Genomic DNA, 22,179 nt, shown 5'->3' on the forward strand with positions numbered 1-22,179 from the left:
ACCCCTGTCCCCGGCCATCCGCAGGGCGTCACCCGCACGGGTGAGGTTTGCCAACTGAGCTGGATTTCGGGCTGGTTGGCTGGCATATGCTCACGCTCACCACCCAGACATGCGACGACCCCCGACCGGGCTGCAATCCCGATCGAGGGTCTGGCCGCCGAGGAAGTAGGAGCTTCCCGATGGATACCCAGCAGGTTAGCGTGCCCCCGCGTGCCCCGTCACACGGTGTCGTGCACCTCAACGTCCGGCTGACCGAGCGCTTCTCGATCATCTCCAACGCCCTTTCCCAGCACGGCGATCTGTCGCTGGTCGCGATCGGCCTCAGCACGTACATCCAGTCGCTGCCCGCCGGAACGAAGGTCGGCATCAAGGTGCTCGCCGAGCGTTTCAAGGAGGGCGAGAGGTGCATCGCCGGTGCGCTGCGCGAGCTGGAGGTCCATGGCTTCCTGCGGCGGGTCCGCGTGCACCTTCGCGACGGCCGCATCGCGACGCGTACGGAGTCGTACAACCTGCCGGAGCGCGACCGGCACCCGCAGGAAGCCCCGAAGAGCCGACGGAACACCAGCGGTCCGGGATCTCCGAAGGCTCCGGAGCGAGCAGCGCCGCCCGCGCCACCCGGCCCGTCGCGGCGCCCCGCGCCGACGCCCGTACGGGAGCCCGCCCCCGCGCCGACGCCCCGGCCCGCCGCGGCGCCCGTAGGGGAGCCGATTCCCGCGCCGATGCCCGTAGGGGAGCCGACTCCCGCGCCGATGCCCGTACGGGAGCGGACTCCCGCGCCCCGCCTCGTACCGCCACCCACCGCGCCCAAGCCGCCGCCCCCGCCGCTCCCCGTACCGCAGGCCGTGACGCCCCAGTTGCACCGGGCGGCTGCCGATCTCCTCGCCGGTCTTCCGCGCACGGTGCCTCATCTGGTCCTCTCCGAGCGCGATGTCCAGGACCTCACACCCGGTGCCGCCGCCTGGCTCGAACGCGGCGCCACCCCGGCCGCCCTCCGCGCCGCCCTGACCGGTGACCTCCCCGTACCGCTCAAGCATCCGGCGAAGCTCCTGAGGCACCGGCTCATCGCCCTGCTGCCGCCCCTGCTGCCGACGGCGCCACCGGTCGTCCCGATGCAGAACTGCGACGACTGCGACCGGGCCTTCCGCTCACCGGACGCGGGCCCCTGCCGGGACTGCCGGGCCTACCGGGCCGAAGCCTTCCGCGAACCGGACCTGCTCAGCGCGTGAGGGGCGGGGGATGCTCGTCTCCTAGTACCGACCGAAGGGGCCTTGCTCCGGGGGAAGTCGGGGTCGCGCGGCCGGTCACGGGCCGCCCCCCGGCGTCGTCCTTCACCGACCCCTCCCGGTCCCGGACGACCCGTCAGGGCCGGTGCGTACGTGCGCACGTACCCCTTGCAGGCCGAACAGGATGAGGAGTTCGACCGCGCCGCCGTCGGCGCTGCCCAGCCAGTGCGGCAACGACGTGTCGAACTCGGCTGCCTCGCCGGGCGGCAGGGTCAGATCGCGTTCGCCGATCACGAGCCGCAGGCGTCCGCTGAGCACGTAGAGCCATTCGAAGCCTTCGTGGGTCTGCGGGGTCGGTTCGCGTGGTTCCGGGCGGGCGGGGACGATCATCTTGAACGCGTGCACACCGCCCGGTCGCCGGGACAGGGGCACGAAGGTCATCCCGAACCGGCTGACCGGCTTGAGGTGCATGCGGGGATCGCCGGTGTGCGGGGCGCCGACGAGGTCGTCCAGCGGAACGTCATAGGTACGGGCCAGCGGCAGCAGCAGTTCCAGGCTCGGCCGGCGCTGCCCGTTCTCCAGCCGGGACAGCGTGCTCTCCGAGACGCCGATGGCCGACGCGAGGTCGGCGAGGGTGATGCCGCGTTCGCGGCGCAGCGCGCGCAGCCGTGGCCCCACCGCGTCGAGCACGTCGTCGTCGCTCGTGCCATCCATCGGGCCATCTTGCCATTACCGCAAGTTTCCGTGCCGGATCGCGGGGTGCGCGGCAAGACTCACGTACCCACCGACACAGGGAGTCTTGATGAGCACCACCGAAGCGGTCGCGTTCTGGGACGGGGTCCACGCGGCCCGGCCGGCGGCCGACGGCCCGCGGCCGAACGCCCGCCTCACCGAGACGGTGACGGGCCTGCCGCCCGGTGACGCGCTGGACCTCGGATGCGGCGAAGGCGGCGACGCGCTGTGGCTCGCCCGCCAGGGCTGGCACGTCACCGCCGTCGACATCTCGGCCGTGGCGGTCGGACGGCTCGCCGCCCTCGCCCGCTCGCACGGCCTGGACGACCGTGTCGTCACCGTGCCGCACGATGTGCACACGTCGTTCCCGCCCGGCGGATTCGACCTGATCTGCGCCCACTACCTACAGACCCCCTTCGCCCTGGACCGGGCAACCGCCCTGCGCTCGGCCGCGCACGCACTGCGCCCCGGCGGGCGGCTGCTGGTCGTCGACCACGGCTCGGCCGCACCGTGGTCGTGGAACCAGGACCCCGATGCCCGCTACCCGGGCCCGCGGGAGATCGCCGCGGACATCGGCCTGGCCCCGGAGACCTGGACGGTCGAGCGGGCCGACTCACCCCGCCGGATCGCGACCGGACCGGACGGGAGCACCGCCGAGGTCACCGACCACGTCCTCCTCCTGCGCCGCACCGCCTGACGCATCCGGTGAAGGAGACGCCGTGCCCGGCACCACGCGCCGCGACACCCCGCCGCCCCGGACCGGAAACAGCGAGAGGGAGGTCCTGCGTGGATTCCTCGACTACCTCCGGACCTCGATCGCCGCGAAGGTCGACGGCGCCCCCGAACCGCAGGTGCGCACAGCCGCGGTGCCGTCGGGCACGAACCTGCTCGGCCTGCTCAACCATCTGACCCTCGTCGAGCGTTCGATGTTCCTCGGGGACGACGTCACCGACTGGCAGGCGACGTTCCGGGCCGCACCGGGGGACAGCGCGGCCGGTGTCGTCGCTCGCTACCGAGAGGCGGTCGAGCGCGCCAACGCCGTTCTCGACGGGTGCGCCGATCTCGGCGCACCGGTCCCCCGGTCCCGGCAGGACCGCCCCGCTCCCAGCGTCCGCTGGGCACTCACCCACCTGATCGAGGAGACCGGCCGGCACGCGGGCCACGCGGACATCCTCCGCGAACTCATCGACCGTACGACCGGCCGCTGATCCACCTTCTCCCGGACCGGAACACCTGGTCACGGCGCCACGGCCGTGGCCGACGCGTCGAACGCGCCTCCTTCGGCGAACGTGCCCCCTTCAGGGGCGGGCGACCGCCCAGGCCGCCTCGATCATCAGGAAGATCTCGTCCACCGCGGCCTCCGGATCGGCCGCCTCGCGGGCCAGCGAATGGGCGTCGATCGCGAACCTCGCGATCGTCCGGCAGGCCGTTGTGGGCTGCGGCAGGCCGAGATCGGCGGCGATGGCCGTTGCCAGCGACGCCGCATGGCGCAGCCGCATCGACTCCTCGTACTTCCGCAGGGCGGGTGATCCGTCGATCATCCGCCAGATCGGGGCGGCGCCGTCCGCCGTGCAATGGCGTACCAGGGCCAGGATCTCGCGGCGCAGCGCGGGGATGAGCGGCTCGTGCGGGGCCCGGCCGGTGACCGCCCGCGCGAGGCGGTGCTCGAAGTCCTCGTCCCGCTCGAACACCAGGGCCTCTTTGGAGGCGAAGTGGGAGAAGAGCGTGGTGACGGCCACATCGGCCTCGGCGGCCACGTCGCGGATGCCCACGGCGTCGTACCCGCGTTCCAGGAAGAGCCGCAGGGCGGTGTCAGCGATCTTCTGGCGGGTCGCGGCCTTCTTGCGCTCACGGCGTCCGGACTGCACGGTCATGCCCTGACGCTATCAAATGCGAAAATGGAACAGTTCCAAAAAGCTAACCGTTAGTGTTACGTTCGGCCGTATGAAGAAAGTGAGCTTCGCCGAGTTCGGCGGTCCGGACGTTCTGCAACTCGTGGACGCCGAGGAGCCCCAAGCGGGCCCCGGCCAGATACGCATCGCCGTACGGGCGGCGGGTGTGAACCCCGTCGACTGGCGGGTTCGGGAGGGCCAGATCCTGGCGGCCCATCCGCTCGAACTGCCCGCCGGGGTCGGGCTGGACGCCTCAGGGGTGGTGGACGGGATCGGCGAGGGCGTCGAAGGGATCGCGGTCGGCGACCATGTGTTCGGCGAAGGGGCGAGCACCTACGCCGAGTTCGCCGTGCTGTCGGCCTGGGCCCGTATGCCCGAGGGCCTGACCTTCGAAGAGGCGGCCGGGTACCCCTCCGTGGTGGAGACCGCGCTGCGCATCATCGGCCAGGTCGGTGTGCGGTCCGGGCAGACGCTGCTGGTCAGCGGCGCGTCCGGGGGAGTCGGTTCGGCGGTGCTTCAGATCGCCCGCGACCGCGGCATCACGGTCATCGGCACGGCCGGGGCCGCGAACCAGGACTATCTGCGCGGCCTGGGAGCCCTCGCCACGACGTACGGCGAGGGCTGGGCCGAGCGGGTGCGGCAGCTCGGCCCCGTCGACGCGGCGCTCGATCTGGCCGGCTCGGGCGTGATCCCTGAGCTCGTGGAACTGACCGGGGATCCGCAGAAGGTGATCTCCATCGCCGATCTCGACGCGCCGGATCTCGGGGTCCGGTTCTCCGGCGTGGCCGGGAGCGTGCCGGAAGCGCTCGCCGTGGCGGCCGGCCTCATCTCGCGGGGAAAGCTCCACATCCCGGTCGAGAAGTCGTACCCGCTCACCGAGGCCGCTGCGGCGCACATCGACAGCCAGGCCGGTCACACGCGCGGGCGCCGGGTCATCGTCGTCTGAGTCGTTTTCCCGCGCGGAAGAAAAAATTCTCCGGGGCGTGTCGATCGAGCCCTGTCCCGTTCGTCGTCATGGTGAAAGGCACCCCCGCGGTGGGGTGCGACGGGACAGGGCAGGACACGACAGGAGCCGGGACCATGAAGTACATGCTGCTGATCCACAGCGGGGCGATCGACGAGAACGGCGGGGCGGCCGAGTGCACCGTCGAGGACTGGATGGACTACGACAGGGCCGTACGCGACGCGGGCATCCATGTCTCCGGTGAGTCGCTGGCCGACCTGGTCACCGCCACCACCGTCCGCGTCGGGCCGACGGGGGAGCGGACCGTGACGGACGGGCCGTTCGCCGAGACGCGTGAGGTGCTGGGCGGGTTCCTCGTCATCGACGTGCCCGACCTCGACACCGCGCTCGACTGGGCCGCCCGCTGCCCCGGCTCGCGCGGCAGCGGCGCCGTCGTCGTACGGCCCGTGGCCGACTTCGGGGCCTGACGGTGACGGGCGGGGGAGCCGGGGCGGAGGGGGCGCGGGCTTCCGTCGAGGCGGTGTTCCGGGAGGAGCGCGGTCTGCTGCTGGCCTCCCTCGTCCGCCGGTTCGGGGACCTCGACCTGGCCGAGGAGGTGACGTCGGAGGCCATCGAGGCCGCGCTGCTGCACTGGCCGGCCGACGGGGTGCCGGCCCGCCCCGGGGCCTGGCTGCTGACGACGGCCCGGCGCAAGGCGGTGGACCGGCTGCGCAGGGACCAGGCGTACGCGGCCCGGCTCGCCGTCCTCCGCGCGGACGCGGAACGGGCGGAGACGGAACGGGCGGCGACGGAGCGCGCGTACGCCGCACCGGCCGGTGGCGCCACCGGTGAGCTGCCCGACGAACGGTTGCAGCTGTTCTTCACCTGCGCCCACCCGGCACTCGCCGCCGAGGACCGGACCGCCCTGATCCTGCGCTGCCTGGCCGGACTCACCACACCGGAGGTGGCACGGGCCTTCCTGGTGCCGACCGCCACCATGGCCCAGCGGATCGTGCGGGCGAAGAAGAAGATCCGCGAGGCCCGCATCCCGTTCCGGGTGCCCGGCGCCGACGAGCTGCCGGAGCGGCTGCCCGGGGTGCTCCAGGCCCTCTACTCGATCTTCACCGAGGGGTACGCCGCCAGCTCCGGGCCCAGTCTCCAGCGGACGGACCTGGCGGAGGAGGCGATCCGGCTGGCCCGGATCCTGCGCCGGCTGCTGCCCGCCGAACGCGAGACCGCCGGGCTCCTCGCCCTGATGCTGCTCGTCCACGCCCGGCGCGATGCCCGCACCGGGCCGGGCGGCGAGCCGGTGCTGCTGGACGAGCAGGACCGGGGGCGCTGGGACCGGGACATGATCGAGGAGGGGCGCGTCCTGGTGGTCGACGCGCTGACCGGCGGACCGGCCGGGCCGTACGGGGTGCAGGCCGCCGTCGCCGCCCTGCACGACGAGGCGGCGGACGTCGCGAGCACGGACTGGCCGCAGATCGTGGCCCTGTACGACGTGCTGCTCGCGCTCGCCCCGTCCCCGGTGGTCGCTCTGAACCGGGCGGTGGCGGTGGCGATGCGGGACGGCCCGGAGGCGGGGCTCGCGCTGCTCGACGCGCTCGCCGGGGAGCCGAGGCTGCGCGCGTACCCGCCGTATCCGGCCGCGCGGGGCGACCTGCTGTGCCGCTTGGAGCGCTTCGGCGAGGCCGCCGCCGCGTACCGGGAAGCGCTCGAACTGCCGGGCGCCGAACCGGAGAAGGCCGCGCTGCGCCTGCGGCTCGCGGAGGCCGAGCGGGGCGGTGGGGCGCCCGGTCGGTAGGGGGCGCGGGGCAGCTCATCGATGGGGGTGCGGGGGGTGCGCGGGGGCGGCGGGGCGCTCGGCGGGGCAGGAGAGCGCCCCGCCGCGCCCGTCGGCATCGGGCCCATGGCCGGAACCATCCTCTTGACCCGGCCATGTCACGACACGACCATATCCGCGTCGCACAGGTCCATCCCCCCACCCATCCGGACTCAGGAGACTCCAGCATGCGACTTCTCCACGCACGGAAATCCCGGCCGACGAGAACCAGGCGGAACGCCACCCTCGCCGTCCTGCTCGCCCTCGGACTCGCCGCCCCCGTCACCGCCGTCGCCAGTACCGACACCTCGGGGCGCAGCGCGGTCGTCGCCGCGGACGAGCAGACCTCCCAGTACGAGATCACCGGACGCACCACTGCCGCCGCCCGCACCGAGATCGCCCGCACCGGGGTCTCGATCGACGAGGTGCACGACCACGGCATCGTGATCACCGCGGACGCCGCCCAGGCCAAGAAGCTCCGGGCACGCGGCCATGTGCTGGAGGCGCTGCCCGCGCCTCGGGCCGAACCGGTCGCGGCGGGTGACACCGGCATCCTCGACTTTCCGCCGTCCGACTCCGGCTACCACAACTACGCCGAGATGAACGCGGAGATCGACGCGCGCATCGCCGCGTACCCCTCGATCATGAGCAAGCGCGTGATCGGGAAGACCTACCAGGGCCGGGACATCGTCGCGATCAAGGTCAGCGACAACGTCGGCACCGACGAGGCCGAGCCCGAGGTCCTCTTCACCGCCCACCAGCACGCCCGCGAGCACCTGACCGTCGAGATGTCGCTCTACCTGCTCCGCGAACTCGGTGAGGACTACGGCACCGACTCCCGGATCACCCAGGCGGTCAACGGCCGCGAGCTGTGGATCGTGCCGGACCTGAACCCCGACGGCGGCGAGTACGACATCGCGTCGGGCTCGTACCGCAGCTGGCGCAAGAACCGGCAGCCCAACTCCGGCTCCAGCGCCGTGGGAACGGACCTCAACCGCAACTGGGCCTACAAGTGGGGCTGCTGCGGCGGCTCCTCCTCCAGCACGTCGTCGGAGACCTACCGCGGGGCCGCGGCCGAATCCGCGCCCGAGACGAAGGTCGTCGCCGACTTCGTCCGCAGCCGGGTGGTCGGCGGGAAGCAGCAGATCACGGCGGGCATCGACTTCCACACGTACAGCCAGCTGGTGCTGTGGCCGTTCGGCTACACCTACGACGACACCGCCGCCGGCATGACGGCCGACGACCGCAACGCGTTCGCCGCCGTCGGCAAGAAGATGGGCACGAGCAACGGCTACACCGCCGAGCAGTCCAGCGACCTCTACATCACCGACGGGTCGATCGACGACTGGCTGTGGGGCTCGCAGAAGATCTTCGCCTACACCTTCGAGATGTATCCGGGATCGGCCGGGGGCGGCGGCTTCTACCCGCCCGACGAGGTGATCGAGCGGGAGACCTCGCGCAACCGGGACGCGGTGCTCCAGCTGATCGAGAACGCCGACTGCATGTACCGGTCGATCGGCAAGCAGGCGCAGTACTGCTCCTGAGGGCCGGACGGGCGCGGTAACCGCGCCCGACGGCCGGACAGGCCGAAGCGCGGGGCGTGATCGGCTGCTCCTCGGGACGTGCGGAACCGGTGCGTCCGAAGGGTGGCTGATCCGTCCCGCGTGCTCCTCCGCCTGTGGGGAGGCCGCGGCCTTAGGGTGCCGATATGTGCGGAATCGTGGGTTACGTCGGTGGGCAGTCGGCGCAGGACGTCGTCGTCGCAGGTCTCAAGCGCCTCGAATACCGGGGCTACGACTCGGCGGGTGTCGCCGTTCTCGCGGACGGCGGGCTGGCCGCCGCGAAGAGGGCGGGCAAGCTCGTCAATCTGGAGAAGGAGCTGAAGGACCGGCCCCTTCCGGCCGGTCGCACCGGCATCGGGCACACCCGGTGGGCCACCCACGGGGCGCCCAACGACATCAACGCCCATCCGCATCTGGACAACGCGGGCCGGGTCGCCGTCGTGCACAACGGGATCATCGAGAACTTCGCCGCGCTCCGGCAGGAGCTCATCGGGCGCGGGCACGCGCTGGAGTCGGAGACCGACACCGAGGTGGTGGCGCATCTGCTGGCCGAGGCGTTCTCCGGGTGCGGGGAGCTGGCCGAGGCGATGCGGCAGGTGTGCCGGAGGCTGGAGGGGGCCTTCACCCTCGTCGCCGTGCACGCCGACCAGCCCGACGTGGTGGTGGGCGCCCGGCGCAACTCACCGCTCGTCGTGGGAGTGGGCGAGGGTGAGGTGTTCCTCGCCTCCGACGTCGCCGCGTTCATCGCGCACACCCGCGCCGCGATCGAGCTGGGGCAGGACCAGGTCGTCGAGCTGAGCCGGGCCGGGGTCGTCGTCACCGGGTTCGACGGGCGGGCCGCCGAGGTGCGCGAGTACCACGTGGACTGGGACGCCTCCGCCGCCGAGAAGGGCGGCTACGACTACTTCATGCTCAAGGAGATCGCCGAGCAGCCCAAGGCCGTCGCGGACACCCTCCTCGGGCGGATCGACCAGGAGGGCTCCCTGCTGCTGGACGAGGTGCGCATCGCGCCCGGTGTGCTCCGGGAGATCGACAAGGTCGTCGTCGTGGCCTGCGGGACCGCGTTCCACGCCGGGATGATCGCCAAGTACGCCATCGAGCACTGGACCCGGCTGCCCTGCGAGACCGAGCTGGCCAGCGAGTTCCGCTACCGCGACCCGATCCTCGACCACCGCACCCTCGTCATCGCCATCTCGCAGTCCGGCGAGACCATGGACACGCTCATGGCCGTGCGGCACGCCCGCGAACAGGGCGCGAAGGTCCTCGCCATCTGCAACACGAACGGATCGACCATCCCCAGGGAGTCCGACGCCGTCCTCTACACGCACGCGGGACCCGAGGTCGCCGTCGCCTCCACCAAGGCGTTCCTCACCCAGCTCGTCGCCTGCTACCTCGTCGCCCTGTACCTCGGGCAGGTGCGCGGGACGAAGTGGGGCGACGAGATCAGGACCGTCGTACGGCAGCTCTCGGCCATCTCCGAGCAGGTCGAGCGGGTCCTCGCGACCATGGAGCCCGTACGCGCGCTGGCGCGGTCCCTCGCCGACAAGAACACCGTGCTCTTCCTCGGACGCCACGTCGGCTACCCGGTCGCCCTCGAAGGCGCGCTGAAGCTCAAGGAACTCGCGTACATGCACGCCGAGGGCTTCGCCGCGGGCGAGCTCAAGCACGGGCCGATCGCGCTCATCGAGGAGGACCTGCCGGTCGTCGTGATCGTGCCCTCGCCGCGCGGGCGCTCCCTGCTGCACGACAAGATCGTGTCGAACATCCAGGAGATCAGGGCCCGCGGCGCCCGCACCATCGTCATCGCCGAGGAGGGCGACGAGGCCGTCGCTCCCTATGCCGACCACCTCATCACCATCCCCGTTACGCCTACGCTGCTTCAGCCGCTGGTCTCCACCGTGCCGCTCCAGGTCTTCGCCTGTGAGCTCGCGACGGCCCGCGGCAACGAGGTGGACCAGCCGCGCAATCTGGCGAAGTCCGTGACCGTGGAGTGAGCCGGGAGTGGCAACAGGCATGACAAGGGGAGTGGCGAGGGTGAGCTCGTGATCATTGGGGTCGGGATCGACGTTGCCGAGATCGAACGCTTCGGCGCCGCGCTGGAGCGTACGCCCCAGATGGCCCAGCGGCTCTTCGTGGAGAGGGAGTTGACGCTGCCGAGCGGGGAGCGGCGCGGGGTCGCCTCGCTGGCCGCCAGGTTCGCCGCCAAGGAGGCCCTGGCGAAGGCGCTCGGCGCGCCGGCCGGACTGCACTGGACCGACGCCGAGGTCTGGGTCGAGGACTCCGGGCAGCCCCGGCTGCGGGTGCGCGGCTCGGTCGCGGCGCGCGCCGCCGAGCTCGGCGTACGGAGCTGGCACGTGTCCCTCAGCCATGACGCGGGGGTGGCGTCGGCCGTGGTGATCGCGGAGGGTTGACCGTATGCGACGTGCGTACAGCGTGGAGACCGTACGGGCCGCCGAGGCGGCACTCATCTCACGGCTGCCGGAGGGCGCCCTGATGCAACGGGCCGCCGCCGGGCTCGCCGTGGCCTGCGGCGATCTGCTCCGGCGCAACGGCCGGGTGTACGGCTCCCGGGTCCTGCTCCTGGTCGGCAGCGGCGACAACGGCGGCGACGCGCTGTACGCGGGGGCCCGGCTGGCCAGGCGGGGCGCGGGCGTCCGGGCCCTGCTGACCTCGCCGGACAAGGTCCACGCGGGCGGGCTCGCCGCGCTGGAGGCGGCCGGCGGCCGGGTGCTCGACAGCCCGGACGGACTCGGCGCCGTCGACCTCGTCGTGGACGGCATCACCGGGATCGGCGGGCGCGGCGGGCTGCGCCCGGAGGCCGCCGCGCTGGTGCGGGCGGTCGCCGGGTCACGGGCCCCGGTCCTCTCGGTGGACCTGCCCAGCGGGGTGGAGGCCGACAGCGGGGAGATCCACGGGACGGCCGTGCGGGCGGACGCGACGGTCACCTTCGGCACGTACAAACCGGGGCTGCTCATCGACCCGGCCGCCGAACGGGCGGGCGCCCTGCGGCTCGTGGACATCGGCCTGGGGCCCGACCTGCCCGAGCCGCCGGACCTGGAGGCGTTGCAGTACGCGGACGTCGCGGCCCTGCTGCCGGTTCCGGGTGCCGAGAGCGACAAGTACCGGCGCGGGGTCGTCGGTGTCGTCGCCGGTTCGGAGCGCTATCCGGGCGCGGCGGTGCTCGCGGTCGCGGGTGCGCTGCGCGGCGGTGCCGGTGCGGTGCGGTACGTCGGACCGGGCGGCGACGCGGTGATCTCCCGCTTCCCGGAGGCGCTGGTGCACACCGGGCCGCCGTCGAAGGCGGGGCGGGTGCAGGCCTGGGTGGTGGGGCCGGGGCTCGGGGACGGTACGGCGGCCGGGGCGGCGGTCGCCGACGTGCTGGCCTCGGACGTCCCGGTGCTCGTCGACGCGGACGGGCTGCGGCTGATGGAGGCCGACGCCGTCCGTACGCGCGGCGCCGCCACCGTACTCACCCCGCACGCCGGGGAGGCCGCCGCACTGCTCGGCGTACCCCGCGAGGAGGTCGAGGCGGGCCGGCTCGCCGCCGTACGGGAGCTGGCCGCCCGCTACCGCGCCACGGTGCTGCTCAAGGGATCGACCACCCTGGTCGCCGAGGCCCGTGACACACCCGTACGGGTCAACCCGACCGGTACCTCCTGGCTCGCCACCGCGGGCAGCGGCGATGTGCTCTCCGGGCTGACGGGGTCCCTGCTGGCCGCCGGGCTCGCCCCGCGCGACGCCGCGTCGGTGGGCGCGTATCTGCACGGTCTCGCGGCCCGGCACGGCTCGGACGGGGCGCCGGTGGCCGCGCAGGACGTCGCCGACCGGATTCCGGCCGCCTGGCGCGACGTGCGGGCCGGGTGAGACGCGCGGGCCGGGTGACATGCGGGCCGGGCGGGACAAGGCGGCCGGGTGGGAGATGCGGGCCGGGCGGGACCGCTCCAGGGTGGGGGAGGAACGGGGGCGTACGGAGAGGCGGTCGGTGCGGTGAGCGGTTCGGCGGATGCGGATTCCGTACGGGTACGCAGGGTCTACGACCCGCCCGGGGACGGTGACGGCACCAGGGTCCTGGTCGACCGGCTCTGGCCGCGGGGCGTGTCCAAGGAGCGGGCCGCGATCGATCTGTGGCTGAAGGACATCACCCCGTCGGACGAGCTGCGGTCCTGGTACCACCAGGACCGGTCCGGCGCCCGGTACGACGACTTCGTCGACCGCTACCGCACCGAGCTGGGCGACCCGGCCCACACGGAGGCCGTCGACCGGCTGATCGCCCTGGTGCGCGCGGGCGGACCGGTGACGCTGGTCACGGCCGTGAAGGACGTACCCGCCAGCCATGTCCCGGTCCTGGTCGACCAGCTGGAGCACGCGCTGAAGCACCACTGACACCCTGACAGACGGTTGACCGGGCGGGCGGACGGGCAGTGACGGGATGCCGCCGTACGCCTCTGAGAGACTGGGCGCGATGAACGAGACAGCGTCCCTGAGAGCCCGTGCCGAGATCGACCTCGCCGCCCTGCGCGCCAACGTGCGCGTCCTGCGCGCGCGGGCGGGCGGAGCGCACCTCATGGCCGTGGTGAAATCCGACGCCTACGGGCACGGTGCGGTGCCCTGCGCGAAGGCCGCCCTGGAGGCGGGCGCGACCTGGCTGGGCACCGCGACCCCGCACGAGGCGCTGGCCCTGCGGGCCGCCGGGCTCGGCGGCCGGATCATGTGCTGGCTGTGGACGCCGGGCGGCCCCTGGCGCGAGGCGATCGAGGCCGGCATCGACGTGTCGGTCAGCGGCATGTGGGCGCTGCGCGAGGTCGTCGCCGCGGCCACCGCGGCCGGCCGGCCGGCCCGTATCCAGCTCAAGGCCGACACCGGCCTGGGACGCAACGGATGCCAGCCCGCCGACTGGCCCGAACTGGTCGCCGAAGCCCTCACCGCCGAGACGGCGGGCCTGGTCGCCATCACCGGACTCTGGTCCCACTTCGCCTGCGCCGACGAGCCGGGCCACCCCTCGATCGCCGCCCAGCTCGGCGTGTTCCGCGACATGGTCGCGCACGCGGAGAAGGCGGGCGTCGAGCCCGAGGTGCGGCACATGGCCAACTCCCCGGCCACCCTGACCCTCCCCGAGGCGCGCTTCGACCTCGTCCGGACCGGGATCGCGATGTACGGCATCTCGCCCAGCCCCGAGCTGGGCACGTCCGCCGACTTCGGACTGCGCCCCGTGATGACGCTCGCCGCGTCCGTCGCCCTGGTCAAGGAGGTCCCGGCCGGTCATGGCATCAGCTACGGGCACCTCTACACGACCCCCGCCGAGACCACCCTCGGCCTGATCCCCGTCGGCTACGCGGACGGCATCCCGCGCCACGCCTCGGGCCGCGGCCCGGTCCTGGTCGACGGCAGGGTGCGCACGATCGCGGGCCGCGTGGCCATGGACCAGTTCGTCGTCGACCTCGAAGGCGACCGGCCAGGGACCGGCGCGGACGCCGTGCTGTTCGGGCCGGGGGACCGGGGCGAGCCGACCGCCGAGGACTGGGCGGTGGCCGCCGACACGATCGCGTACGAGATCGTCACCCGGATCGGGGCCCGGGTGCCCCGCGTGTATGTGAACGAGCAGGACGAGCCGCACGAGATCCCGACCGACAACGACTAGGAGCGCGGCACGGTGAGCGAGAGCAGCGCGGGGGACGTGGCGGCGGCGACGGCGGCCGCGGCGGCAGGCTGGCGCCGGGCAGGTGTCGCGGGGGCCGCGATAGGAGTGCTCGCCGCGGGTGCGGCGGCCGGGGTCGCGGTCGAGCGCCTCACCGTGGGGCGCGGCATGCGCAAGAGGGCCCGGCTGGCGCTGGACGCCACCGGCCCCTACGGCTCGCTGCGCGGCATGCCGGGACGGGCCCTCGCGGACGACGGGACCGAGCTGTACTACGAGGTCGACGAGATCGAGCCGCCCACCCCGGAGGCCGGGGCGGGCGGGAGCGGCACCGGTTCGCGGCGGCGACGGCTCTTCGGACGCAAGGCACCCGGACCGGTCACCGTCGTCTTCAGCCACGGCTACTGCCTCAGCCAGGACTCCTGGCACTTCCAGCGGGCGGCGCTGCGCGGTCTGGTGCGCACGGTCCACTGGGACCAGCGCAGCCACGGCCGCTCCGAGCGCGGCCGGGCCCAGGCCGACGGCGTACCGGTCGGCATCGACCAGCTCGGGCGCGACCTGAAGGCGGTCATCGACGCGGCGGCCCCCGAGGGCCGACTGGTCCTGGTCGGCCACTCGATGGGCGGCATGACGATAATGGCGCTCGCCGACCAGTACCCGGCCCTGGTCCGCGACCGGGTGGCCGCCGTCGCGTTCATCGGCACGTCGAGCGGGAAGCTCGGCGAGGTGAGCTTCGGGCTGCCGGTGGCGGGCGTGAACGCGGTGCGCCGGGTGCTGCCCGGGATGCTGAAGGCGCTCGGTTCGCAGGCGGAGCTGGTGGAGCGGGGGCGGCGGGCCACGGCCGACCTCTTCGCGGGGCTGATCAAGCGGTACTCGTTCGGGTCGCGGGACGTGGACCCGGCGGTGGCGCGGTTCGCCGAGCGGCTGATCGAGTCCACCCCGATCGACGTGGTCGCCGAGTTCTATCCCGCCTTCACCGAACACGACAAGAGCGGGGCGCTGCCCGCGTTCCGCGAGGTCCCGGTGCTGATCCTGGCGGGCGACAAGGACCTGGTGACGCCCAGCTCGCACAGCGAGGCCATCGCGGACGTGCTGCCGGACGCCGAGCTGGTGATCGTGCCGGACGCGGGGCACCTGGTGATGCTGGAGCACCCGGAGACCGTCACCGACCGGCTCGCGGACCTGCTGGTGCGGATCGGCGCGGTGCCCGCGGCGGCTAACGTTGGCGAGCATGGAAGCACCGCACAACAGCCCGGCCGCTGAGGTCCCCGAGGGCGCCGAGTCCCGCACCGCGGACGGGGAAGCCGTCACCGTACGGATGACCGTCGAGTCCCCCGAAGAGATGCGGGAGCTGGGCCGCCGGCTCGCCCGCGTGCTGGCCCCCGGCGACCTGGTGATGCTCACCGGCGAACTGGGTGCCGGAAAGACGACGCTGACCCGGGGCCTCGGTGAGGGGCTCGGAGTGCGCGGCGCCGTCACGTCCCCCACCTTCGTGATCGCCCGGGTCCACCCGTCGCTGGCCGACGGCCCGGCACTGGTCCATGTCGACGCGTACCGCCTGGGCGGCGGGCTCGACGAGATGGAGGACCTCGACCTCGATGTGTCCCTGCCGGATTCGGTGGTGGTCGTGGAGTGGGGCGACGGCAAGGTCGAGGAGCTGTCGGACGACCGGCTCCAGGTGTTCATCGGCCGGGCGGTCGGCGACACGGACGACGAGCGGCGCGAGGTGACGCTGGTGGGGATCGGCGCGCGCTGGGCGGGGCTGCGGGCGGAGTTGGCGTAGGGCGGCCGGTGCCGGTGGGCCGGCGGCGGGGCGGGAGCGGCCGTCCGGGGCCGTGGGCCCGCTCAGTAGTCTGAACCCCGTTCGGCACTGACCTCGGGGGACAACCGCATGGAACACCTACGCCAGGACGACCCTGCCCTGATCGGGCCGTACGTCACGCTGGCCGGGCTGGACGCGCGGGACGGCGGGCGCCCCGTCCCCGACCGCCGTTACGTCGCCCGCAGCGCCGACGGCGAGCGCACCGTCATCGTCTGTGTCCCGCGCGCCGACGCCGACCCGGCGCGCTGGGCCGAGGAGGCGCGGCAGGCGCGCGGGCTGTCCGTCCCCGGCTTCCTCCCGGTGGCGGAGGCGGTGGACGCGACGCACGGGCCCGGCGGATTTCCCTGGTACGCGGCCGCGTACGCACCCGTTCTTCCCCTCCCCGCCGCGCTGGCGGCCCACGGCGGACCGCTGCCCGAGCGGTATGTGCGTGCTCTGGGCGCGACCCTGGCGGGGGCGCTCGCCGTCGCCCACGCGCGGGGTGTGACCCATGCCGGAGTGTCCCCGTCCGCCGTCCTGCTCACGTCCGGCGGACCGTGGCTGGCGGGCTTCGGGGCGGTGCGCGCGGCAGGACCGGACGGGCCGGGGCGCGAGGGCCCGGGGCACATGCGGCCGGGGCACGAGGGCCTGGGAAACGTGGGGCCGGGGGGTCTGGAGCCCGGCAGCCTCGCCCCGGAGCAGCTGACCGGCGGCCGGCCGCGTCCGCTGGGTGATGTGTACGGCCTGGGAACAGTGCTCTCGTACGCGAGCACCGGTCACGTCGTTCCCGAGAGCGCCGAACTGCCCGCCGCGCTGCGCCCCCTGATCACGGCCTGCCTGGCCCGTGACCCGGCCGCCCGACCGGACGCGGCGCGGGTGGCCGCCGAACTGGGCGCGGGAAGCGGTCCGCGTACGACCGGGGCCGATCCGCGGGCGAGTGGCTTTGATCCGCGTGCGAGTGGCTTCGATGCGCGTGCCACCGGCGTTGATCCGCGGGCGAGTGGCTTCGATCCGCGTGTCACCGGCGGCGATCCGCGTACGGGAGGTGTTCCGGGGGTGGCGCGTGTGCCCGAGGCCACCGTGCTCGACGCAGCCTTCCCCGTACCGCCGCCTCCCCGGATCGTCGCCGAGCTGGTCCGGCTCTCCGCCGCGGTGCTCGCGGCCGAACTGCCCATATCCACCACCGTTCCTACCGCCCGGGGCTGACGGCCGATGTTCTCTCCGCTGACCCACGACGACCCGCGGCACCTCGGTGGCCACCGTCCTCTCGCCCGGCTCGGCAGCGGCGGCATGGGCACGGTCTACCTGGCCCGCTCCGCCGGTGGGCGCACCGTCGCCCTGAAGACGATGCACGCGCGCATCGCGTCCGATCCCGCCTTCCGGACCCGCTTCCGTCTCGAAACCGAGGCCGCCCGTGTCATCGGCCCCGTCCACGGCGCCCGTGTCTTCGAGGCCGACCCCGCAGCCGAGACACCCTGGCTGGCGACGGAGTACGTCCTCGGGCCGCCGCTCGACGAGGCGGTGCGGCTCGCCGGACCCCTTCCGGAGACCGCGGTACGGGCCCTGGGGGCCCTGCTGTGCGCGGCCCTGACACAACTGCACCTCTCGGGCGTCGTCCACCGCGACCTCAAGCCGTCCAACATCATGCTCACCGCGGACGGCCCCAAGGTCATCGACTTCGGCATCGCCCGCGCCCTCGGGGACGAGCGGCTGACCCGTACCGGGGCCGCCGCCGGAACGCCCGCGTTCATGTCCCCGGAACAGGCCACCGGCCAGGAACACACCGCGGCCGGTGATGTGTTCGCCCTCGCGGGGGTGCTCACCCAGGCGGCGACGGGTCACGGTCCCTTCGGCTCGGGGCTGGCCGCGGACCTCCTCTACCGCGTCCGCTACGCCGCCCCCGACCTCACCGGCGTCCCCGCGGGCCTGCTCCCGCTGCTGGCCCGCTGCCTGAGCAAGGACCCGGCGGACCGTCCCGCCACCATGGCTCTCGCGGCCGAACTCGCCCCGCCCGCAGGTCACTTCGCCGATCACCTGCCCGAAGCCCTGCTCATGGAGATGGGCCGTCGCGCGGCGGCGGTCTGGGCCGTCACCCCCCACCGGCTGCCGCCGCCCGCCGACCACGGACACGACCCCGCGCTCGCCGGGACGGCCCCGGACGAGGCGAAGCCCGCCGTGTCCCGCCGCCGGGTGCTCACCCTGGGAGGCGCCGGACTGCTCGGCGCGGCCGGGGTGGCGGCGGGGGTGCGGTATCTGCCGGGAGGCGACGACGGCGCCGACCCGAAGAAGGGCGCCACCGGTGGGAAACCCACCGAGCCGCCCGCCTGGGACCAGCTCTGGCAGGTGAAGGCCGACTACGGGATCAGCCCCCGCGTACCCCCGGCTCCGCTCCTTCTGGAACGGCTGGTCGTGATCGCGGACAGTGCGAGCACGCTCCAGGCACTGGACCCGAGGACCGGCAGGGCCCAGTGGGCGGAATCCGATACGTACCGCTTCCACCAGGTCACCACGGACGGCAAGCAGATCTACGCCGTCGAGTACCCCTTCGAGGAGACCGATCCCCTCACCATCGGCACGGTGGGCCCGGCCGACGGAAAACTCCGTACGCCCTTCGCCCGCTTCCCGGACCTGAGAGGGCGGCTCTTCGAGAACCAGCTGCTCTGCGTCTCGGGCGACACCCTCTACGCGGTCGGCGGCCGGGGGCCCTACTCGACCGACGGGTTCCGCGAGGACCAGTCCTGGTCCCTCCTGGCGCTCGACAGCCGTACGGGAGACACCCGCTGGACCCGGCCGCTCCCCGCGCGTCCGAACGGGTCCCAGGCACTGCACTTCCTGACCGCCCAGGTCCAGGGCACGTATCTGGTGCTCGTCCAGCAGTCCGCGAAGGGCGTGCTCAGCCTGGCCGTCCGCGACACCCGCACCGGACGGCAGCTCTGGACCCGGCCGCTCGACGGGGACCGGCCCGCCTTCACCCGGGCCCGCCTCGCGGTCGACGACCAGCACGTGTACACGGCGGCGGCCGGACTCCTCGCACTCCGGCTGGCCGACGGCGCGCAGGCGTGGCGGTACGCGCGGGGGCGGGCCGGGTACGGCCCGCCGGCCGTCGACGGCGGTGTGGTGTACGCGGTGGAGCAGGGCCGGGGTGTCGTCGCGGTCGGGGCCGCCGACGGGAAACCGCGCTGGACGGAGAAGGGCCGCACCGACACCGAGACCGTCCTGGACGCGGCTCCCGCCGTGGGCACCGGCCATGTCTACAGCGCCTCCGCGTCGGGACTGACCGCCACGGATGTGCGTACCGGCGCTTCCGCCCGCCCCTACAAGGCCGCCGTCGGCCGGTACTTCCCGCACAAGGGCTCGGGGACGCTCATCGCGCTCGGCGACGCGTACGCGGCCGCGTACCCCCTGGGCTGAACGCACCGGACGCCGGCGCCGGACGCCCGCGCTCCGCACCTCGTGGGAACCCGCGCACCGAACGCGGGAACGCCCGCACCGAACTCACGGAAAGCATCGCGCAGACATGAAGCCCCTGGAAACCGGCGACCCGATCCGACTCGGCCCGTACCACCTGCGCGGCGTCCTGGGGGAGGGTGGCATGGGCAAGGTGTACGTGGGTCAGGACGGGCAGGGGCGTGCCGCCGCCGTGAAGGTCCTGCACTCCCACCTGGCGCACGACGCCAACCTCGCGCAGCGCTTCGTCCGTGAGGCCCACATGGCGCGGGCCGTCACCGGCGAGGGGGTGGCCCGGGTGCTGGACGCCCGGACCGAGGGCGGCCGTCCCTGGATCGCCACCGAGTTCCTCGCCGGTCCGACCCTCGACGAGGCCGTCCGCGCGTACGGTCCGCTCGACGAGCCCGGTGTCCGGGTCCTCGCGGTGGCGCTGGCCCGCGCGCTCCAGGACATCCACGCCGCCGGTCTGGTCCACCGCGATCTGAAGCCCGCCAACATCGTGCTCACCTCGGCGGGGCCCCGGATCATCGACTTCGGCATCGCCCGCCCCGAGCACGGGTTCACACTGACGGTGACCGGCCAGGTGCCGGTCACCCCCGGCTACGGCGCCCCGGAGCAGGTCCTCGGCCGGCGCGTGGGTCCGGCGGCGGACGTCTTCTCCCTCGGCGCCGTGCTGGTCCACGCGTCGAGCGGGCAGCGCGCGTACGAGGGGGCGCACGTCGCCGCGGTGCAGTACGAGGTCGTCCACGGGGAGCCGCGCCTGGACCGGGTGCCGCCCGCGCTCGTGGCACTGATCGCGCCGTGCCTGGCCAAGGACCCCGCGCACCGCCCCGTCCCGGAGCAGCTGGCCGGGGCCTTCGACCCGCCACGCGGCGCCGACCGCGTCTGGCGGCGGGGCCCGCTCGCGCAGGACGTCATGGCACGCGAGCGCAGCCTCCACGAGCTGACCACCACCGTGCAGGGCCGGAGCGCGGGCGCCACCGCCGTCACCGGGCGACCGGTGGCGCGCCGCCGTCTGCTGACCGCGCTGGCGGTCGGCGGGGCGGTGGCCGCGGCCGGTGGCGGCGCGGTGTGGTGGAGCGGGCGGGAGAGCGGCGGGGGTCCCTTCGCCATACCGCCCGCCGTGCCGACGCCGAAGGCGCGTGCCCTGTCCACGGAGCGTGGCGACTATGTGAACGGGGAGACGCCGAAGCCGCTGTGGACCGTCGCTTCGGCGGTCGACGCGAAGACGCCGGCGCCCCTCCCGGTGCGCGATGTGATCCTCGCCGGGGCGAAGGGCGGCGGCCTCGTGGCGCGGAGCGTCGTCGACGGGTCGGTGACGTGGAAGGCGCCCGGTGTCGAGGCCGTACGCCGCTATGTGTCGCTCTCCGACCGGCTGGTGGCCGGGGTCGACGGGGACGGCGTTCTCCGTACGTATGTCGCGTCGACGGGTGAGCCGAAGTGGACGGCGGACGCGGACGCCTCCTGCGTCCTGGCCGCCGACGAGGACGCGGTGTACGTGGTCACCGGGGACGGCCGGGTGCGCGCCGTCGGCCGGTCCGACGCGAAGGTGCGGTGGACCGTCGAGGCCGGGATCGCTCTCACCGCCGGGTCCGGGGCGCGCGGTGCCACCGCGCCGGGCCGTCTGGTCGTCGTCGGGGGCGGCGGTGTCGCCGCGTTCGCCACCGGCGACGGGCGCAGGGCGTGGATCGTGCGCGGGCAGGCCGAGGGCCGCCCCGGTCTCGCCGTCTCGGGGGACACCGTGGTCGTGAGCGGCAACCGTCTGGCGGCGTTGGACGCCGGTGACGGCACGGAGCGCTGGGCCGTGGACACGTCGGGGAAGGTACGGGGGGCGCAGGTCTCCTCGGGCTCCCCGACCATTCACGGCACGCATGTGTACGCGTCCGTCCTGGGATTTCCCCGGCGCCTGGGAATCGCCGACGGAAAGCCCACCGACTGGACCTACGAGGGGAGGGTCGAGTGCGATCCGCCCAGCCCGCTCATCGTCCAGGGCCACGGGTTCTGGTCGGTGGCCGTCAACGCGAAGGCCGGCGGCGTCAACGTGCTCGATCTGGACTACGAGCGGGAGCCGTGGGTGTTCCGCCTGATCAAGAACATCGACCGCTACTGGATCACGGCCGACGGCGGGCGGGTCTTCCTGCTCGACGGGGCGTCGCTGACCGCGCTGCCGGTGTTCTGAGGGGGCTCTTTCCGACAAGCCGTCGGTAAATTGTTGCGCGGGGCACGGTGGGCGTGGTCACATGGAGAGGAGACCTGGTTAGGTCTACCTAACCACGCCCTCCAGCGGAGCCCAGGAGGCATCCATGCCGACGCCCGAGCGTGAAGAGCGGCCGCAGACGTCCCCGTCGCCGTCGACAGCGACGCCGTCCGCCCTGTCGATGAAGGATCTGCTGGCCTCGTGCGCGGCGGCGACCGCCGTGTCCACACCGCCGTGCGCGCAGGACGAGCCGGACGAGGGTGCGCCGGACGCGTCGCCGGTCCGGCGCGAAGCCGCGTAGCGCCGCGGGCGCCGGCGCTCCCGTTACGGGACGACGACGACCTTCGCGCCGACCGTCGCGAACGTCCACAGCGCGTTGCCGTCCGCGCGCTTCATGCGTACGCCGCCGGTCTTCGTGGTCGGGTCCGGGCTCTCCATCGAGCCGTCCTGCGCCGCGCTGAAGCCCACGGACACGTCGCCGACGTTCGCGAACCGCACCACGTGCTCGATCAGGACGCCGTCCGAGCCCTGGATGCTGCCGGAGCGCGAGGTGACCCCGTAGGTCCCGGGGAGCGGGCTGACGGTGCTCGGCATCACGGTGAACGTCCGGGCGGCCTTCTCGCCGGCGTCCACCAGCCACACCCGGCGGTCCTTCAGCGCGTACACGACGCGCGCCCCGGTGCCGGAGTCGGCCGGGATCACGAGCGGGTCGCTCTTGGGGGCCTTGGGCTTCGCGGGGGGGTGGGCCGAGGCGGAGGAGGAAGCCTTCGGGGTGACGGAGGCCACCGAATCCGGCGCGTTCGCCGATGCCTGGTAGGCGAGGAAGCCGACCGCGACGACAGCCGCCGCAGTGAGCCCGGCCACGATTCCCGAGCTTCCCCTTGCCACCGTGAGCTCCCCTTTCGGATGCGGACTGCCGCATGTCATA

21 protein-coding genes are annotated in these 22,179 nt (G+C 73.7%); 18 read left to right on the forward strand and 3 right to left on the reverse strand.

The window, feature by feature from the left end; translation table 11 throughout:
- Nucleotides 1-179 precede the first annotated feature (179 nt).
- Nucleotides 180-1,226, forward strand: a complete 1,047-nt coding sequence (locus tag OG251_RS24500) for a hypothetical protein (RefSeq protein WP_326679158.1) — start codon at nucleotides 180-182, stop codon at nucleotides 1,224-1,226.
- A 102-nt stretch (nucleotides 1,227-1,328) separates the two neighbouring features.
- Here OG251_RS24500 and OG251_RS24505 read toward each other — a convergent pair whose 3' ends face one another.
- Complete coding sequence (locus tag OG251_RS24505; protein WP_326679159.1) at nucleotides 1,329-1,937, reverse strand: helix-turn-helix domain-containing protein; 609 nt, start codon at nucleotides 1,935-1,937, stop codon at nucleotides 1,329-1,331.
- A gap of 88 nt (nucleotides 1,938-2,025) precedes the next feature.
- Between OG251_RS24505 and OG251_RS24510 the strand changes: the two genes are divergently transcribed.
- Both OG251_RS24510 and OG251_RS24515 read left to right on the forward strand, forming a co-directional pair.
- Nucleotides 2,026-2,652, forward strand: a complete 627-nt coding sequence (locus OG251_RS24510; protein ID WP_326679160.1) for a class I SAM-dependent methyltransferase — start codon at nucleotides 2,026-2,028, stop codon at nucleotides 2,650-2,652.
- A 22-nt stretch (nucleotides 2,653-2,674) separates the two neighbouring features.
- A complete protein-coding gene (locus OG251_RS24515; RefSeq protein ID WP_326679161.1) occupies nucleotides 2,675-3,163 on the forward strand; it encodes a DinB family protein in 489 nt (162 codons plus the stop codon).
- A gap of 90 nt (nucleotides 3,164-3,253) precedes the next feature.
- Here the strand turns inward: OG251_RS24515 and OG251_RS24520 are convergent, their stop codons facing one another.
- Nucleotides 3,254-3,829: a TetR/AcrR family transcriptional regulator gene (locus OG251_RS24520; RefSeq protein WP_326679162.1), complete on the reverse strand. Its 576-nt coding sequence runs from the start codon at nucleotides 3,827-3,829 to the stop codon at nucleotides 3,254-3,256.
- Nucleotides 3,830-3,899: 70 nt separating this feature from the next.
- Here OG251_RS24520 and OG251_RS24525 point away from each other — a divergent pair, with 70 nt between their 5' ends.
- The 15 genes from OG251_RS24525 to OG251_RS24595 all read left to right on the forward strand — a co-directional run bounded on the left by OG251_RS24525 (nucleotide 3,900) and on the right by OG251_RS24595 (nucleotide 21,552).
- Nucleotides 3,900-4,793 (forward strand): NADP-dependent oxidoreductase, encoded by an 894-nt coding sequence (locus tag OG251_RS24525; RefSeq protein ID WP_326679163.1) that lies wholly within the window; start codon nucleotides 3,900-3,902, stop codon nucleotides 4,791-4,793.
- 134 nt (nucleotides 4,794-4,927) lie between these two features.
- Nucleotides 4,928-5,278 (forward strand): YciI family protein, encoded by a 351-nt coding sequence (locus OG251_RS24530; RefSeq protein ID WP_326679164.1) that lies wholly within the window; start codon nucleotides 4,928-4,930, stop codon nucleotides 5,276-5,278.
- A 2-nt stretch (nucleotides 5,279-5,280) separates the two neighbouring features.
- Entirely contained in the window at nucleotides 5,281-6,594 is a 1,314-nt protein-coding gene (locus tag OG251_RS24535; protein WP_326679165.1) for an RNA polymerase sigma factor, read from the forward strand.
- Between the two features lie 206 nt (nucleotides 6,595-6,800).
- Nucleotides 6,801-8,156 (forward strand): M14 family metallopeptidase, encoded by a 1,356-nt coding sequence (locus tag OG251_RS24540; RefSeq protein WP_326679166.1) that lies wholly within the window; start codon nucleotides 6,801-6,803, stop codon nucleotides 8,154-8,156.
- Nucleotides 8,157-8,320: 164 nt separating this feature from the next.
- Nucleotides 8,321-10,168: a glutamine--fructose-6-phosphate transaminase (isomerizing) gene (gene glmS, locus OG251_RS24545; protein WP_326679167.1), complete on the forward strand. Its 1,848-nt coding sequence runs from the start codon at nucleotides 8,321-8,323 to the stop codon at nucleotides 10,166-10,168.
- A gap of 48 nt (nucleotides 10,169-10,216) precedes the next feature.
- The gene (locus OG251_RS24550; RefSeq protein ID WP_073718327.1) at nucleotides 10,217-10,585 is read left to right on the forward strand and encodes a holo-ACP synthase; all 369 of its coding nucleotides are present in this window, start codon (nucleotides 10,217-10,219) and stop codon (nucleotides 10,583-10,585) included.
- Nucleotides 10,586-10,589: 4 nt separating this feature from the next.
- Nucleotides 10,590-12,038 (forward strand): NAD(P)H-hydrate dehydratase, encoded by a 1,449-nt coding sequence (locus OG251_RS24555; protein ID WP_326679168.1) that lies wholly within the window; start codon nucleotides 10,590-10,592, stop codon nucleotides 12,036-12,038.
- Between the two features lie 123 nt (nucleotides 12,039-12,161).
- A complete protein-coding gene (locus OG251_RS24560; protein ID WP_073718325.1) occupies nucleotides 12,162-12,557 on the forward strand; it encodes a DUF488 domain-containing protein in 396 nt (131 codons plus the stop codon).
- A gap of 79 nt (nucleotides 12,558-12,636) precedes the next feature.
- Nucleotides 12,637-13,812, forward strand: coding sequence for an alanine racemase (alr, locus tag OG251_RS24565; protein ID WP_326679169.1), 1,176 nt, complete (start codon nucleotides 12,637-12,639; stop codon nucleotides 13,810-13,812).
- A gap of 12 nt (nucleotides 13,813-13,824) precedes the next feature.
- The gene (locus OG251_RS24570; RefSeq protein ID WP_326679170.1) at nucleotides 13,825-15,069 is read left to right on the forward strand and encodes an alpha/beta fold hydrolase; all 1,245 of its coding nucleotides are present in this window, start codon (nucleotides 13,825-13,827) and stop codon (nucleotides 15,067-15,069) included.
- On the forward strand, nucleotides 15,038-15,589 hold the full coding sequence (gene tsaE, locus OG251_RS24575) for a tRNA (adenosine(37)-N6)-threonylcarbamoyltransferase complex ATPase subunit type 1 TsaE (RefSeq protein WP_326679171.1): 552 nt from the start codon (nucleotides 15,038-15,040) through the stop codon (nucleotides 15,587-15,589). Before OG251_RS24570 ends, tsaE begins: the two co-directional genes overlap by 32 nt.
- 108 nt (nucleotides 15,590-15,697) lie before the next feature.
- Entirely contained in the window at nucleotides 15,698-16,813 is a 1,116-nt protein-coding gene (locus tag OG251_RS24580; RefSeq protein WP_326679172.1) for a serine/threonine protein kinase, read from the forward strand.
- A 6-nt stretch (nucleotides 16,814-16,819) separates the two neighbouring features.
- Nucleotides 16,820-19,018: a protein kinase domain-containing protein gene (locus OG251_RS24585; protein WP_326679173.1), complete on the forward strand. Its 2,199-nt coding sequence runs from the start codon at nucleotides 16,820-16,822 to the stop codon at nucleotides 19,016-19,018.
- Nucleotides 19,019-19,124: 106 nt separating this feature from the next.
- Nucleotides 19,125-21,233 carry a protein kinase domain-containing protein gene (locus tag OG251_RS24590; RefSeq protein WP_326679174.1) on the forward strand — a complete coding sequence of 703 codons (2,109 nt, stop codon included), beginning with the start codon at nucleotides 19,125-19,127 and terminating at the stop codon, nucleotides 21,231-21,233.
- Nucleotides 21,234-21,357: 124 nt separating this feature from the next.
- Nucleotides 21,358-21,552, forward strand: a complete 195-nt coding sequence (locus OG251_RS24595; RefSeq protein ID WP_326679175.1) for a hypothetical protein — start codon at nucleotides 21,358-21,360, stop codon at nucleotides 21,550-21,552.
- A 23-nt stretch (nucleotides 21,553-21,575) separates the two neighbouring features.
- On the opposite strand, the gene OG251_RS24600 is transcribed toward OG251_RS24595, so the two are convergent.
- On the reverse strand, nucleotides 21,576-22,115 hold the full coding sequence (locus tag OG251_RS24600; RefSeq protein ID WP_326681396.1) for a hypothetical protein: 540 nt from the start codon (nucleotides 22,113-22,115) through the stop codon (nucleotides 21,576-21,578).
- Nucleotides 22,116-22,179: the final 64 nt, after the last annotated feature.

Source organism: Streptomyces sp. NBC_01237 (genome assembly GCF_035917275.1).
Taxonomy (GTDB): Bacteria; Actinomycetota; Actinomycetes; order Streptomycetales; family Streptomycetaceae; genus Streptomyces.